We start from the raw sequence: 12,960 nt of genomic DNA on the forward strand, positions 1-12,960 counted from the left end.
CGGCTGAGGCCCCGGCCGACGAGCCGGCGACCGCTGCCGACAAGAACGCCGCTCCCTCCTGGGAGACCGGTGCTGCTGCCGGTGGTGCTGCTGCGGCCGGTGGTGCTGCTGCGGCCGGCACGGCTGCGGCCGCGTCGGCTGCGGACAAGAACGCTGCTCCCTCGTGGGAGACCGGCTCGGCTGCCGAGAAGAACGCCGCTCCGTCGTGGGAGACCGGTGCTGCGGCACCGGCCGCCGAGGAGCCGAAGGCTGAGGCCCCTGCCGCCGACGCCACCCCCGCGGAGAAGAACGCCGCTCCCTCGTGGGAGACCGGCTCGGCTGCGGAGAAGAACGCTGCCCCCTCGTGGGAGACGGGTTCGGCCGCTGCCGCCACGGAGACCCCGGCCGAGGAGGCGAAGACCGAGGCCCCCGCAGCCGAGGCCACTGCCGCAGAGAAGAACGCCGCCCCGTCCTGGGAGACCGGCTCGGTCGCCGAGAAGAACGCCGCTCCCTCGTGGGAGACCGGGTCGGTCGCCGACAAGAACGCCGCCCCGTCCTGGGAGACCGGTGCCTCCGCGCCGGCCGCCGAGGAGCCGAAGGCCGAGGCGCCCGCGGCTGCGGCTGCCAACGACTCGGTCGCCGCGAAGAACGCCGCTCCCTCCTGGGAGACCGGCGCTGCTGCAGCCCCGGCTGCGGCGCCCGCCGAGTCGGCCACGGAGTCTGCCTCCGAGGAGGCACCGGCTGCCGAGACCGCCGAGGTCACGCAGGAGACCGCTGCGGACTCCGCACCGGCTGCCGAGGCCGCTGCTCCCGCCGCGGCTCCGGCGGCGACCGGTGACAGCGACCTGGCTGCCAAGAACTCCGCTCCCTCGTGGGAGACCGGCGCCGCAGCTGCCGCCCCGGCTGCTGCTGCCACCCCCGCGGCGGAGGCTCCGGTCACCACCGAGGCACCTGCCGAGGCCGCGGCACCCACCACCACCACCGAGGCACCCGCCGCGGTCGAGGCCACGCCTGCTGCCGAGGAGTCGGAGGCACCCGCCGCCGAGGCGACCCCGGTCGCCGAGGACACCGCTCCCGCCGCCCCGGCGGCGACCGGTGACAGCGACCTCGCGGCCAAGAACGCCGCTCCCTCGTGGGAGACGGGCAGCGCGGCCGCCCCCGCAGTCGAGGCACCTGCCGCTGCAGAGCCCGCCGCGGAGGCGACGGCTGCCGAGACCCCGGCCGAGACCGAGGCACCGGTCGCCGAGACCGAGGCGCCGGCCGAGCCGGTCGCCGAGGAGCCGGCGCAGGAGGCCGAGCAGGCCGACGAGGTCGCAGCGCAGGCCCCCGAGGCACCGGCTGGCGACAGTGACCTCTCGGAGCTGGCGAAGAAGAACGCCAACCCCTCCTGGGAGTGACCTCAGGACGCTCACGCGACGAAGGGGCTGCGCACCACGGTGCGCAGCCCCCTTCGTCATGTCGGCGGGCCAGGCGCCGCCCTGACCCGGCGTCGTTGGTGCCGCTTGGTCACCCGCAGAGGGACAACCAGGTGACACCAACGACGCCAGGTGGCATCACCGCCGTCAGCCACACCCGCGCCGGTGGCCCGCCCCCGTGGCCGAACAGACTGGCGTGCTCAGTCGAGGCCCTCCTCCTTGAGGAAGTCCGCGGCCACCTTGTCCGGGTCCTCCTTGTCGATGTCGGTGCGCTTGAGCAGCTCCTGCAGCTTTTCGGTCGTCAGCTTCGCGGAGACCTCGTCGAGCGTCTCGGCCACCTGCTCCTGCGAGTCCTCGCGCACCAGCGGCACGACGTTCTGGCTGCCGAAGAGCTTCTTGGTGTCCTCGAGGACGACGAAGTCGTTCTCGACGATCGCCGGGTCGGTGCTGAAGATGTTGGCCGCATCGATCTGACCGTTCTTGAGCGCGCCGTTGGTCGCCTGCCCCGGCTTGAGCGGGCGGAAGCTCTGGAACTCGATGTCGTAGGTCTTCTTCAGACCCGGGATGCCCTGGGCGCGGGTCTTGAACTCCGACGGCGCACCGAGCGTCATCTCCCCGGCCGTGTCGGTGAGGTCCTCGAGGGTCTTCAGGTCCTGCGAGTCCGCGGTCTCCTGGGTGACGACGATCGAGTCGTTGTCCTCGGCCTCGGACTTGTCGAGGACCGCCAGCCCGTCGGGCAGCACCTCGGTGAGCCCGTCGTAGGTCTTGTCCGGGTCGGTCTCGGCGAACTCCTTGTCGTAGTAGAGCGCGAGGTTGCCGGTGTACTCCGGCACGACGTCGACGGAGCCCTCCTCGAGCGCCTTGAGGTAGACCTCGCGGGAGCCGATGCCCGTCTTGGTCGTGGCGTCGACGCCGTCGGCCTTGAGCGCACCGGCGTAGATGTGGGCGAGCAGGATCGACTCGGAGAAGTCCGCGGACCCGACGACCACGGAACCGCCGGCGTCACCCCCTTCGCCCGACGAGGAGGAGCTGGCGAGCGGGTCGCCGCCCCCACCGCAGGCGGTGAGGCCGAGGGCTCCGACCATGGTCAGGGACAGCGCGGCGACGCGGGCACGACGGGGCACGCGGATGGTGGGGCTCATGGGGTTCCTCCAGCGGGGACGGGGTCGGACGGGGGACGAAGGGAGCGGGTGCGGCCGGTGAGTCCCGGCGAGACGATGATGCGGGCCAGCAGCGCGAAGGGGGCGTCCAGCGCCAGTGCGAGAAGCGCCACGAGGATCGCGCCACCAGCGGTCATCGCGTAGTCCTGCGTGGCCAGCCCGTCGATGAGGAAGCGGCCGAGCCCACCCAGGCCGACGTAGGCGGCCACGGTCGCCGTGGCGACGACCTGGAGCACCGCGGCGCGCAGGCCGGACAGGAGCAGGGGCAGGGCGATCGGCAGCTCGACCTTCCACAGCACCTGGCTGCCGGTCATGCCGATGCCGCGGGCGGCGTCGCGGGCGGCGGGGTCGACGGCCTCGACCCCGGCGTAGGTGCCGGAGAGGATCGCGGGGATCGCCAGGAGCACGAGGACGATGACGCTCGGGACGAGGAAGGCGGCGTCGCCCGGCAGTCGGGGCAGCAGGACGAGGGTGAGGGCGAAGAGCAGGCCGAGGGTCGGCACGGCGCGCAGGGCGTTGGCCGCGGTGACGAGCCACCGGCCACGGCCGGAGTGCCCGATCCACAGGCCGACGGGGATGGCGATGGCCGCGGCGATGACGAGCACGAGCAGGGTGTAGCCCACGTGCTCGAGCAGCCGCGCGAGGATCCCGTCGGCTCCCGACCACGCGTCGGCACTCGTCAGCCACTCGAGGATGGACCCGATCATGCCGCGCTCCCCTCCCGCGCCCGCCGCCACGGGGTGAGGGCACGCTCGAGGAGCCGGATCGCGATGTCGAGGACGAGGGCGAGCAGGATGCACCCGGCGATGCCGGCGAGCAGCTCGCCGCCGATCGCCCGGTTGTAGCCGTCGACGAGCAGGTCACCGAGCTGGCTGACGCCGATGAGCGAGGCGATCGAGACGATCGAGACATTGCTGACCGCGGCGACCCGCAGGCCGGCCGCGATGACCGGCACGGCGAGGGGCAGCTCGACGCCGAAGAACCGGCGCACCGGCGTGTAGCCCATCGCCGTCGCCGACCGCTCGACCTCCTCGGGCACCGAGCCCAGACCGTCGACGACCGAGCGCACGAGCAGCGCGACGGTGTAGATCGTCATGGCGACGACGACATTGATCGGGTCGAGGATGCCGGTGCCCAGCACGAGCGGCATGAGGACGAAGAGCGCCAACGACGGCACGGTGTAGAGCAGCCCCGCCGCGACGATGACGCCACCACGCAGGCGTGGGCTGCGGTGCGCCAGCCAGCCGAGAGGCAGCGCGACGAGCAGGCCGAGCAGCAGGGGCAGACCGGCGAGCCACGTGTGCCGCAGGGTCAGCGCGAGGACGTCGTCGAGGTGGTCGAGGATCCAGCTCATGGTGTCGCGCCGCCCGGGTCGTGGGGCCGCTCCTGGGCCTCGATGACGGAGAGGACCTCGGTGGCCCGGCAGGTGCCGGCGAGGGCACCGTCGCCGTCGACGACGACCCCGCGGCGGCTCGGCGAGGACAACGCCGCGTCGAGGGCGGCGCGCAGTGGCCCGTCGACCCGGGCGAGCGTGCCACCCAGGGCGAGCGAGGTCTCGTCGACCACCCCGTCACCGAGGTCGGCCGGTCGCGCCCAGCCCTGGGGGTGGCGTCGGTCGTCGACGACGAGCACCCACCCGTCGCTGCCGGCGCGGGCGGCCGCGTCGCCGACACCCGAGCCCAGCGCCACGGTCGGCTCGTCGTGCAGCGGGATGCTCGCCCGCTCGAAGCCCAGCGCGCGGTACCCGCGGTCGCGTCCCAGGAAGTCGGCGACGAAGCCGTCGGCCGGGTGGGCGAGCAGCTCGTGCGGTCGGGCCAGCTGGGCGATCCGCCCACCGACACGCAGCACGGCGACGTGGTCGCCGAGCTTGATCGCCTCGTCGATGTCGTGGGTGACCATGACGATCGTCTTGCCGAGCTCGCCCTGCAGCCGCAGGAACTCGTCCTGCAGCTGCTCGCGGACCACGGGGTCGACGGCGCTGAAGGGTTCGTCCATGAGCATGACCGGCGGGTCGGCGGCGAGCGCGCGGGCGACCCCGACGCGCTGCTGCTGGCCGCCCGACAACTGGCTGGGGTAGCGCCGGCCGAGGGCCGGGTCGAGACCGACGAGCTCGAGCAGCTCACGGGCCCGGGAGATCGCGGTCTTCTTCGCGGTGCCGAGCAGGAGCGGGACGGCCGCGACGTTGCGCTCGACCGTGTGGTGCGGGAAGAGGCCACCGTGCTGGATGACGTAGCCGATGCCCCGGCGCAGCTGCGCGGCGTCCATCGCCAGGACGTCCTGGCCGTCGATCGTCACCGACCCCGCGGTCGGCTCGATCATTCGGTTGATCATCCGCAGGGTGGTGGTCTTGCCGCACCCGGAGGGGCCGACGAGGACGGTGATCGCCCGGTCCGGCGCGGTGAGGCTCAGGTCGTCGACGGCGACCGTGCCGTCGGGGTACTGCTTGGTCACGCCGTCGAGCCGAATCATCCAATAGTCCTGTCGTTCATATAGGAGATCACTCCAGGGCAGCACCAACCTAGCCCGAGAAGACCTCGAGCACCCGGTCACGGGGAACCTCGGCGAGGGACGCGTGCTCCCACCGCGGCTGGCGGTCCTTGTCGACGAGCTGGGCGCGCACCCCTTCGCTGAAGTCGGAGCCGGCGAGCAGACCACGCCCGACGACCGTGTCGGTCGCGAGGACCTCGCGGACGGAGCCGACCCCCTTCGCCCGGCGCAGCGCCTCCAGGGTGACCGCCACCGACATCGGCGAGCGAAGGGAGATCGTCTCGGCTGCCGCACGGGCCGCCGGGTCCGAGTGCTCCTGCAGCCGGGCGTGGATCACGACGGGGTCGTCGCCGGCGTAGCACTCGTCGATCCAGGACTGCGCCACGGCGAGCTCGGAGCCCTCGCTCCGCGCCGCGCCCGTCGGTACCGGCTCGACGGGCCCGCCGGCGGCGATCGCCTCGAGCAGCTCGGGGACCCGCGCCGACTCGACGACCGCATCCGCGAGCCCGAGGTGCACGGCATCGGCGCCGGTGACGGTCGCCCCGGTGAGCGCGACGTGCGTGCCGGCCTCGCCGGGCGCCCGGGAGAGCAGGTAGGTCGCGGCGACGTCGGGGAAGAAGCCGATGATCGTCTCGGGCATGGCGATCTGCGAGCGCTCGGTCGTCCACCGCGCCGCGCCGAACATCGACAGCCCGAGGCCGCCGCCCATGACGATGCCGTCCATGACCGCGACGAAGGGCTTGGGGTACTCGGCGATCTGCGCGTCGAGGACGTACTCCTCGGCCCAGAAGTCCACTCCCCCAGCGGTTCCCGACAGGTGCGCCTCGCGCACGGCGCGAACGTCGCCGCCGGCGCACAGGCCACGCTCACCCGCTCCCTCGAGCGACACGGCGGTGATCTCGGCCTCGTCGGCCCACACGTCGAGCTGGGCGCGCAGCGCCGCCACCATGTCGCGGGTCAGCGAGTTGATCGCGCGAGGGCGGTTGAGCAGGACCCGCCCGAGGGCACCGTCTCGGGCGAAGAGCACCTCGTCGGTGCCGGTGGGACCGGGAGCGAAGTCAGACATGGGCGAAACCTTGGCACAGGCCCGCCCGGTCGATCTCGACCGGGTCAGCTCCTGGCCGGCGCGGCCGCGGTGGACGCCCGGACGACGAGCTCGGGCTTGAACATGTACTCCTTGGCCGGGATCGGCTCGCCACCGATCGCGTCGGAGAGGGCGGCGACCGCCGCCGCGCCGAGCCCCTGGACCGGTTGCCGGACCGTCGTGAGCGGAGGGTCGAGGAAGCCGACCATCGTCGAGTCGTCGAAGCCGACGACCGAGACGTCCTCGGGGACCGAGAGGCCCATGTCGTGCACCTCGCGGATGGCGCCGATCGCCATGAGGTCGGAGGCGCACACGAGCCCGGTGGCGCCGCGCTCGACGAGGCTCCGGGCGGCGGCGGCGCCGCCCTCGACGGTGAAGAGTCCCTCGTCGACCCACTCGGAGGCCTCCTCCGCGGACAGTCCGAGGTGCCGCTGCAGAGCGCTGGTGAAGCCGGCGAGCTTGCGGATCGAGGGCACGTAGCGCCGCGGCCCCGTAGCGAGCCCGATGCGACGGTGCCCGAGCTGCGCGAGGTGCGCGACCGCGAGCGCCATCGCGTCCTCGTCGTCGGTCGAGAAGAAGGGGACGTCGATGTCGTCGACGAAGCCGTTGATGAAGGCGACGGGCATACCGCGCGCGACGAGGCTGCGGTAGCGCTCGTGGTCGGCCGTCGTGTCCGCGTGCCGCCCCGAGACGAAGATGATGCCGGCGACGCCGTGGTCGAGGAGCGACTCGACGTACTCGTCCTCCGAGATGCCGCCGGGCGACTGGGTGCAGAGCACGGGCGTGTACCGGCGCCGGGCGAGGCCGTCCTCGATGACCTGGGCGAAGGCGGGGAAGACCGGGTTGTCGAGCTCCGGGACGACGAGCCCGACGAGGCCACCGCTCCTGCGACGCAGCTTGGCCGGCCGCTCGAAGCCGAGGATGTCGAGCGCGGTGAGCACCGACTGCCGCGACGACTCGCTCACCCCCGACTTGTCGTTGAGCACGCGACTGACGGTTGCCTCGCTGACGCCGGCCTGAGCGGCGATGTTCGACAGGGTGCCCATGGGTGCATCGAACATCTCTTTCACGACTTGCGCAAGGTCTTCCAAATCATGCAAAACATTGCTAGGTTCCGATACGCCCTTCACGGGTTCACCCTTCGCCCCCTCTACAAAGAGCACGCCATGCGTCGTTCGTTGCCCGGCATCACCGCTGCTGCCGGCGCTCTCGCCCTCGCCCTCACCGCCTGCGGTGGGAGCGGCACCAGCGGGAGCGACTCGTCGTCGAAGAGCCAGGCCGAGGTCGACCCGGCCACGCTCAAGGCCGAGCTGACGTGGTGGGACACCTCAGACCCCACCAACGAGGCGCCGGTCTTCAAGGACCTCATCAAGCGCTTCAACAAGAAGTACCCGAACGTCAAGATCAAGTACCAGTCCGTCCCCTTCGCCGACGCGCAGAACAAGTTCAAGACCGCGGCCGAGGCCGGGGAGGGCGCACCGGACGTCATGCGGGCCGAGGTCGCCTGGGTCCCGGAGTTCGCCGCCGCCGGCCACCTCTACGCCCTCGACGGCACCTCCCTGCTCGAGGACAAGGACTTCCTCGAGACGCCGCTGTCCTCGAACGTCTACAAGGGCAAGACCTACGGCGTCCCGCAGGTCACCGACACGCTCGGCCTCATGTACAACAAGAAGCTCTTCAAGGAGGCGGGCATCAACAAGCCCCCGACCACCTGGCAGGAGGTCGAGGAGGCCTCGAAGAAGCTCAAGGACAAGGCCGGTGTCGACGGCATCTACCTCAACAGCGCCGGGTACTTCGTGCTCCCCTTCATGTACGGCGAAGGGGGTGACCTCGTCGACGAGGAGAAGAAGCAGATCCTCGTGGGGTCGGACGAGAACAAGGCGGGCATCAAGACCGCCGTCGACCTCATCGACTCCGGCGCGGCGCCGAAGCCGGACGCCAACGACGCCTACGGGACGATGATGACCCTCTTCAAGGAGGGCAAGGTCGGGATGATCATGAACGGTCCGTGGGAGGTCGCGAACATCACCAAGGACCCGGGCTTCGGAGGCACGAAGAACCTCGGCGTCGCCCCGGTCCCGGCTGGCTCGAAGGGGGCCGGCTCCCCCGTGGGCGGTCACAACTACGTCGTCTACTCGGGCCTGGACGAGAAGAAGGCCGACGCGGCCACTGCCTTCATCGAGTACATGAGCTCGCCGGAGTCGCAGGCCTACATCGCCGACGAGCTCGGCCTGCTGCCGACGAGCGAGAAGGCCTACGAGCTCGTCAAGGACAACGCGCAGGTGACGGCATGGGAGGAGCCGCTCAAGGTCTCCAAGCCCCGCCCGTGGATCCCCGAGGGCGGCCTCTTCTTCACGCCGCTCGACGCGATGGCGACGAAGACCCTCGTCAAGGGCGACGACGTCTCGAGCACGCTCGACGCGACGGCGAAGACGTACAAGTCCGACGTCGTCCCGGAGTACGAGCTGCCGTGACCTCGTCGATCACCGCGGAGCCCGACCTCGAGTCGGGCTCCGCCCCTCGGGGCCGGGTCCGTCAGCTCCTCGACAAGCACTGGTACGCGTGGGCGATGGTCCTGCCCACCGTCCTCGTTCTCGGGGTGCTCGTCATCGCCCCGCTGCTGCAAGGCATCTACCAGTCCTTCACGAACCTCAACGAGTCCAACAACCGCGACGTCGTCTGCACGAAGACGCTCGGCGGCGGCCAGGAGTGCGTCGACAACCCTGACGGGGCGCACTGGGTCGGTCTGCACAACTACGTCGAGCTCCTCACCGGCGGCCAGGGCAACTTCTGGATGCTCTTCGTCAACACCGTCGTGTGGACCGCCTCGTGCGTCGCCCTGCACTACCTCGTCGGACTCGGTCTCGCCGTCCTGCTCAACCGCAACTTCCGCGGGCGCTCGCTCTACCGCGTGCTGCTCATCGTCCCGTGGGCCGTGCCCGCCTTCGTCAGCGCCTTCGCGTGGAAGTTCCTCTTCAACCCGCGCTTCGGGATCATCAACTCCACGCTGAGCGGCGTCGGGCTCGACCCCGTGGACTGGTTCAACCACCGCTGGACCGCGATGTTCGCCGCCATCGTCACCAATGTCTGGCTCGGTGTCCCCTTCATGATGGTCGCCCTGCTCGGCGGGCTGCAGTCCATCCCCGCCGACCTCTACGAGGCGGCCGAGATGGACGGAGCCACGCCGTGGCAGCGCTTCCGCCAAGTGACCCTGCCCGGCCTGCGACCCGTCAGCTCGACGGTCGTCCTGCTCGGCACCATCTGGACCTTCAACATGTTCCCGATCATCTTCTTCGTCACCGGTGGAGAGCCCGCCGGCGAGACCGAGATCCTCGTGACCGGGGCCTTCCGCGCGGCCTTCGAGGGCCTGCGCAACTACTCGCTCGCGGCGACCTATGGCGTGCTCATCCTCTCGATGCTCATCGTCTACGCCGGCATCTACCGCCGCATCCTCAGCAAGAAGGGAGAGGTCTGGTGAGTCGTCGTCCCCGCGGTCGCGGGCAGCGGAGCGTCGGTGCATCGATCGCGCTGCACGCCACCCTCATCACCGCCACCGTCATCGCGCTCTTCCCCGTCGTCTGGGTCTTCCTGTCCTCGCTCAAGCCGAGGAGCGCCATCCAGTCGAGCCGGATCACCCTCTTCGACCAGCCGAGCCTCGACAACTACCGCCGCGTGCTCCTCGAGACGAGCTTCCCGACGTGGTTCCTCAACTCGATCGTCGTGGCCGGGCTGACGATGGTCTTCGGCTTGGCGATGTCCGCCACCGCCGGGTACGCGTTGAGCCGCTTCAACTTCCCCGGCAAGCGCGGGCTCATGTGGCTCTTCCTCGTGACGCAGATGTTCCCCGTCGCGATTCTCATCGTGCCGATCTACACGATCATGGCCAACCTCGGGCTCATCGACACCAAGCTGTCGCTCGTCATCGCCTACTGCTCGGTCGCCGTCCCCTTCTGCACCTGGATGCTCCGGGGGTACTTCGACACGATCCCCCGCGACCTCGACGAGGCAGCGGCTCTCGACGGCCTGGGCCCCTTCGCGACCTTCTGGCACGTCGTCCTGCCGCTCGCCAGGCCGGGGCTGGCCGTGACCGCCTTCTACACCTTCCTCACCGCGTGGGGCGAGGTGGCCTACGCCATCGCCTTCACGCTGAGCGACTCGAAGCTGACCCTCGGTGCGGGGCTCCAGCAGTTCGTGCCGCAGTACAACCCGCAGTGGGACCTGCTCACCGCTGGAGCGGTGCTCATCATGGTCCCCGCGTCGCTCGTCTTCTACTTCGCCCAGAAACACCTTGTCGCCGGCCTCACCGCTGGTGGGACCAAGGGATAGGAGCCCCGATGTCCACCCCCGTCCTCTTCGACTCCGCCAGCCGGGTCTACCCCGGCTCGACCACGCCCGCCGTCGACGCTCTCCACCTCGACATCGACCCCGGTGAGTTCCTCGTCCTCGTCGGCCCCTCCGGGTGCGGCAAGTCCACGAGCCTGCGCATGCTCGCCGGGCTCGAGGACGTGACCTCCGGCTCGATCCACGTCGGTGGTCGGGACGTGACGCACCTGCCGCCGAAGGACCGCGACATCGCCATGGTCTTCCAGAGCTATGCGCTCTACCCGCACCTCACCGTCGGGGAGAACATGGGCTTCGCCCTGAAGATCGCTCGCGTGTCGAAGTCCGAGATCCGCTCGCGCGTCGCCGAGGCCGCAAAGGCGCTCGACCTCGAGCCCCTGCTCGACCGCAAGCCGGCCGCCCTCTCCGGCGGTCAGCGCCAGCGCGTCGCGATGGGCCGGGCGATCGTCCGCGAGCCGCAGGTCTTCCTCATGGACGAGCCGCTGTCGAACCTCGACGCCAAGCTTCGCGTCCAGACCCGCACGCAGATCGCGGCGCTCCAGCAGCGCCTCGGCGTCACGACCGTCTACGTCACGCACGACCAGGTCGAGGCGATGACGATGGGCGACCGCGTCGCGGTGCTCAAGGACGGCGTCCTGCAGCAGGCGGCCTCGCCGCTCGAGCTCTACGACCGTCCGACCAATGCCTTCGTCGCCGGCTTCATCGGGTCCCCGGCGATGAACCTCGGGACCTTCCGCGTCACCGACGGCGCGGCGGTCGTGGGAGGCGCCAGGGTCCCGCTGTCCCGCGCGACCATCGCGGCCCTCACCGAGGACGAGGTCGTGCTCGGCTTCCGCCCCGAGGCCGTCGAGGTGGTGAGCCAGGGCACCGAGGGCGCGCTGGCCATCGAGGTGCTCGTCGCCGAGGAGCTGGGCTCCGAGGCCTTCCTCTACGGCAACCTCGTGGGCGGCGAGCTCCACGCGCCGCATCTCGTCGCCAAGGTCCCGCCGCGCAGCGTCCCGGAGAAGGGCAGCCTGGTCCACCTGCGGATCCAGCAGGACCGGCTGCACCTCTTCTCCGCGAGCACGGGCGAGGCGCTGCCCTCCTGACCCGATCGAGCGGCCCGGACCGGCTCGGAGGTCAGCGCGGGGCGGAACAGCGTCGGTCGAAGTCGTCCTTCAGCAGCTGCGGCTGGAAGTCCGGGTTGTCCTTGGACCAGAAGTAGACCTCGATGGTGGAGGAGTCCCGCTCCATGACCTCCGAGACCTTCATCGTCGTGTCGGCCGCGGCCCGCGCCTGGGTCCACCGCTCCCGCTTGCCGGACGCGGAGTCGGTCTCCGGGAGCGTGTAGACGACCTTGAGGTCGGTCGTCGCGAGCTTGCGGGCGACCTCGCCGAGCGGCTCGTCGTGCAGGGCCATGCAGTGCAGCGGCTGCCCCTCGGCGAAGAGCCCCTCGGGCGCGGGGACCACCGGCGTGGCCTTGGACGTCGACCGGGTTGTCGTCGACGTGGACGTCGAGGCAGGCGCGGCCGGCACCGTCGCGGGCCCGCTGGGCCCGCCGTCGGACGCGGCCCACAGGGCGACCCCGACGAGGGAGGCCGCGACCCCGGCCGCCGCCAGTCCGGCGATCAGCCGCAGGGGTCGCCCCGTCCTGCCGCGGCCGGATCCGGTCGCGGACCCCAGCGGTCGGTCGGCACCGTCCAGCGCGGCGAGCCGCTCGCGGGCCGCGGCCACCTGCGTGTCGTCGACGCCGGTCAGGTCGGCGCGGTGGCCCTGCACCGCCACGAGGTCGTGGTCGTCGTGGTTGATCTCGTCGTGCTCGAGCACATCCCTGCTCATGGGTGACCCCCCTCGGTGTCGTGGTCGGTGCCGTCGTGGTCGGTGAGCGCCGCGCGGACCCGGGCGCGTGCCCGGTGCAGCCGTGAGCGCACGGTGCCGATGGGCAGGTTGAGCGCCTCCGCCACCTCCGCGTAGCTCATCTGGGCGTGGGCGACGAGCAGCAGCACGTCACGCTCGTCGTCGCGCAGGTCGGCCAGCGCGCCGGCGAGGGCCCGCCCGCGGGCCTGCGCATCGACCCGGGCGTCGATGTCGCCGAGGCCGGTGTACCCCTCGACGAGCGGGTCCGCACCGAGTCGCGCGTGGGCCCGGTAGCCGCGAACCTCGCTGCGCCGGTGCTTGGCGAGGAGGTTGGTCGCGATGCCGAAGAGCCAGGCGCGATGACCTCCCTTCGTCGGGTCGAAGCGGTCGCCGTGCTCCAGCGCGCGGACGAAGGTCTCGCTCGCGAGGTCCTCGGCCGTGTGGGCGTCCACCCGTCGCGCGAGGTACCCGTGGACGTCCCGGTAGTGCTGGTCGAAGACGTCGAGCAGCGTGACCGGGCGCGAGGTCGCCCCTGCGCGGCCTCATGCCCGGTCATCACTGCTCCCTTCGTCGCCCATGTCGCCATGGTGCTCTCCGTCGCGCTCACACCTGTTCTTCCCCGCACGTCGCGGATCGGTTCCCGCCCCCGCTCGACGGG

General features: G+C 71.2%; 12 protein-coding genes. 4 read left to right on the plus strand and 8 right to left on the minus strand.

What is annotated here, in order from left to right:
- Positions 1-1,594: 1,594 nt before the first annotated feature.
- Genes NYE39_RS08735 through NYE39_RS08760 form a run of 6 tightly spaced genes read right to left on the minus strand, consistent with a single transcriptional unit; the run spans position 1,595 to position 7,171 of the window.
- A complete protein-coding gene (locus tag NYE39_RS08735; RefSeq protein WP_341012418.1) occupies positions 1,595-2,536 on the minus strand; it encodes an ABC transporter substrate-binding protein in 942 nt (313 codons plus the stop codon).
- Positions 2,533-3,261, minus strand: coding sequence for an ABC transporter permease (locus NYE39_RS08740; protein ID WP_341012419.1), 729 nt, complete (start codon positions 3,259-3,261; stop codon positions 2,533-2,535). The genes NYE39_RS08735 and NYE39_RS08740 overlap by 4 nt, the downstream gene beginning before the upstream one ends.
- Positions 3,258-3,908, minus strand: a complete 651-nt coding sequence (locus NYE39_RS08745) for an ABC transporter permease (protein ID WP_084449863.1) — start codon at positions 3,906-3,908, stop codon at positions 3,258-3,260. The genes NYE39_RS08740 and NYE39_RS08745 overlap by 4 nt, the downstream gene beginning before the upstream one ends.
- Complete coding sequence (locus tag NYE39_RS08750) at positions 3,905-5,023, minus strand: ABC transporter ATP-binding protein (protein ID WP_255184457.1); 1,119 nt, start codon at positions 5,021-5,023, stop codon at positions 3,905-3,907. The genes NYE39_RS08745 and NYE39_RS08750 overlap by 4 nt, the downstream gene beginning before the upstream one ends.
- Before the next feature lie 49 nt (positions 5,024-5,072).
- Positions 5,073-6,107, minus strand: coding sequence for an enoyl-CoA hydratase/isomerase family protein (locus NYE39_RS08755; protein ID WP_341012420.1), 1,035 nt, complete (start codon positions 6,105-6,107; stop codon positions 5,073-5,075).
- 44 nt (positions 6,108-6,151) lie between these two features.
- Complete coding sequence (locus tag NYE39_RS08760; RefSeq protein ID WP_341012421.1) at positions 6,152-7,171, minus strand: LacI family DNA-binding transcriptional regulator; 1,020 nt, start codon at positions 7,169-7,171, stop codon at positions 6,152-6,154.
- A gap of 120 nt (positions 7,172-7,291) precedes the next feature.
- Here NYE39_RS08760 and NYE39_RS08765 point away from each other — a divergent pair, with 120 nt between their 5' ends.
- The 4 genes from NYE39_RS08765 to NYE39_RS08780 are packed head-to-tail and all read left to right on the plus strand — an operon-like array spanning position 7,292 to position 11,554.
- Positions 7,292-8,599, plus strand: a complete 1,308-nt coding sequence (locus NYE39_RS08765) for an extracellular solute-binding protein (RefSeq protein ID WP_341012422.1) — start codon at positions 7,292-7,294, stop codon at positions 8,597-8,599.
- Positions 8,596-9,603, plus strand: coding sequence for a carbohydrate ABC transporter permease (locus tag NYE39_RS08770; protein WP_341012423.1), 1,008 nt, complete (start codon positions 8,596-8,598; stop codon positions 9,601-9,603). The genes NYE39_RS08765 and NYE39_RS08770 overlap by 4 nt, the downstream gene beginning before the upstream one ends.
- Entirely contained in the window at positions 9,600-10,451 is an 852-nt protein-coding gene (locus NYE39_RS08775; protein ID WP_234993714.1) for a sugar ABC transporter permease, read from the plus strand. The genes NYE39_RS08770 and NYE39_RS08775 overlap by 4 nt, the downstream gene beginning before the upstream one ends.
- Before the next feature lie 8 nt (positions 10,452-10,459).
- Positions 10,460-11,554: an ABC transporter ATP-binding protein gene (locus NYE39_RS08780; RefSeq protein ID WP_341012424.1), complete on the plus strand. Its 1,095-nt coding sequence runs from the start codon at positions 10,460-10,462 to the stop codon at positions 11,552-11,554.
- 31 nt (positions 11,555-11,585) lie between these two features.
- Here the strand turns inward: NYE39_RS08780 and NYE39_RS08785 are convergent, their stop codons facing one another.
- Entirely contained in the window at positions 11,586-12,284 is a 699-nt protein-coding gene (locus NYE39_RS08785; RefSeq protein ID WP_341012425.1) for a hypothetical protein, read from the minus strand.
- Positions 12,281-12,811 (minus strand): RNA polymerase sigma factor, encoded by a 531-nt coding sequence (locus tag NYE39_RS08790; RefSeq protein WP_341013389.1) that lies wholly within the window; start codon positions 12,809-12,811, stop codon positions 12,281-12,283. Before NYE39_RS08790 ends, NYE39_RS08785 begins: the two co-directional genes overlap by 4 nt.
- Between the last annotated feature and the right edge of the window lie 149 nt (positions 12,812-12,960).

It is taken from the genome of Janibacter sp. FSL W8-0316 (genome assembly GCF_038004165.1).
In the GTDB taxonomy this organism is placed as follows: Bacteria; Actinomycetota; Actinomycetes; order Actinomycetales; family Dermatophilaceae; genus Janibacter; species Janibacter indicus.

What these genes read in the sequence shown, in the direction of transcription:
- NYE39_RS08785 (WP_341012425.1), bottom strand. Translation starts at nt 12,284, where the DNA reads ATGAGCAGGGATGTGCTCGAGCACGACGAGATCAACCACGACGACCAC.
- NYE39_RS08750 (WP_255184457.1), bottom strand. Translation starts at nt 5,023, where the DNA reads ATGATTCGGCTCGACGGCGTGACCAAGCAGTACCCCGACGGCACGGTC.
- NYE39_RS08765 (WP_341012422.1), top strand. Translation starts at nt 7,292, where the DNA reads ATGCGTCGTTCGTTGCCCGGCATCACCGCTGCTGCCGGCGCTCTCGCC.
- NYE39_RS08760 (WP_341012421.1), bottom strand. Translation starts at nt 7,171, where the DNA reads ATGGGCACCCTGTCGAACATCGCCGCTCAGGCCGGCGTCAGCGAGGCA.
- NYE39_RS08735 (WP_341012418.1), bottom strand. Translation starts at nt 2,536, where the DNA reads ATGAGCCCCACCATCCGCGTGCCCCGTCGTGCCCGCGTCGCCGCGCTG.
- NYE39_RS08755 (WP_341012420.1), bottom strand. Translation starts at nt 6,107, where the DNA reads ATGTCTGACTTCGCTCCCGGTCCCACCGGCACCGACGAGGTGCTCTTC.
- NYE39_RS08780 (WP_341012424.1), top strand. Translation starts at nt 10,460, where the DNA reads ATGTCCACCCCCGTCCTCTTCGACTCCGCCAGCCGGGTCTACCCCGGC.
- NYE39_RS08740 (WP_341012419.1), bottom strand. Translation starts at nt 3,261, where the DNA reads ATGATCGGGTCCATCCTCGAGTGGCTGACGAGTGCCGACGCGTGGTCG.
- NYE39_RS08745 (WP_084449863.1), bottom strand. Translation starts at nt 3,908, where the DNA reads ATGAGCTGGATCCTCGACCACCTCGACGACGTCCTCGCGCTGACCCTG.